Annotated in this window: 2 protein-coding genes; one reads left to right on the top strand and one right to left on the bottom strand. The window is 33.7% G+C overall.

Annotated elements, in window-relative coordinates:
• On the top strand, positions 1-768 hold a 768-nt coding region (fliD, locus tag ACJML3_RS04420; protein WP_406020954.1), incomplete at its 5' end, for a flagellar filament capping protein FliD.
• A 78-nt stretch (positions 769-846) separates the two neighbouring features.
• Here fliD and ACJML3_RS04415 read toward each other — a convergent pair.
• Positions 847-1,441: PD-(D/E)XK nuclease domain-containing protein (locus ACJML3_RS04415; RefSeq protein ID WP_406020952.1), on the bottom strand; the 595-nt coding region annotated here is incomplete at its 5' end.

The raw sequence follows: 1,441 nt of genomic DNA, 5'->3' as shown, positions 1-1,441 counted from the left end.
CTTATTGATGGTGAAAGTGTAAAATCACACACCAATCAATTTGATGAGCAGATTTCAGGTATTTCACTTGAAGTATTAAAGTTATCTGAAAAAGAAACCATTGATGATGGTGCAGGTAATATAACAACCGGTTTTAAGAGTTACAGTGTTGATATTACAACAGATGCAGATGAAGCTTACAATAAAATGAACAATTTCATCAGTGCATACAACACTCTACAGTCATCTCTTACATCTTTGTATAAACACAACACCTATTCAGATGGTAAGAATCAGTTAGACGGTGGTGATCTTGCTGGTGACTCTCAGGTTAAGGGTATTCAGAACGCTCTGCAAACCATGATCTCAAGATTCAACAAAACTGACAGTGGAGATGGTAGCTCAGGCCAAAACAAAACTATTTTCGACTGTGGTCTGACACTTAATAAAGATGGTACTTTAAGTCTTGATAAGACAAAGTTTACAAAATCAATCAATGAGAGTTTCAACACAGTTGTTAACCTTTTCAGCGCTGAGGATGGTCTGCTCAAGGAAATGAGTACCTATGTAGAAGACTATACTAAGACTGGTGGACTTCTATCAGATCGTGCTGATGATATTCAAAAGCAAATTGATAGTTGGACAGATAAAGAAGAGGCAAATACTGTAAAGCTTGAGCAGTATGAGACTATGCTACGTAAGAAGTATGGCAACCTTGACTCACTGATGGCAAAATACAATACATCATCAACCTACATATCTCAGATCATGAGTAGCGTTGGTAAATAATAAATTTTGCACATATAACAAGGGCGATTTTGAAAATCGCCCTTTTTGTTAACTTTGATAAACATATTTAGTTTAAGATCACTTAAGCTTTTTTACTTCAATATAACAGTCTTTCTTATAGAAACTGATACCATAAGAAAAAATGTTTTTTATAAGAGGCTTTTTGAGAAATTGTTTTGCATACTCTTTCTTTTCAATCTGCTCAAGTGCTTTTACAGCATCCTTGTCTAATAGGTCATCAGAATTTGAAACCTTAATTTCAATGATTACAAGTTTTGAGCCTCTTTTATCTAAAAAAAGAATATCTGCATATCCATTGCCTGTTTCAGTATTAGATTTAAAATCTTTTATATAATCACTGCAGCTTGCAAATATACCAGATAAGAAACCATGATAGTAGTTTTCAGGTTTTGCCTTTGTTGCAAAATCTCTTACTGATACATAATTTAGCAGTAAATCATAGATTTTATCTGATGCAGTTTCACAATCACCTTCAAACAGAGCTTTAGCTATAAGCATAGCTTTATTCTCGCCTTGTGTTGATGATTCTTTAAAATGCTGCAATATGTTAGTTTCAAAGCATTCTCTTATTTCAAGGTTTGGAATTCTAAGTGAATAGATTGCTTTTGGCTTTTCTGTCTCTTCATTTTCAACTCTGTAACCATCAGATGTC

It is taken from the genome of Succinivibrio sp. (assembly GCF_045124615.1).
Classification (GTDB): Bacteria; Pseudomonadota; Gammaproteobacteria; order Enterobacterales; family Succinivibrionaceae; genus Succinivibrio; species Succinivibrio faecicola.
Note: the sequence above shows the minus strand (reverse complement) of the source record. Positions and strands in the feature narration are given on the sequence as shown.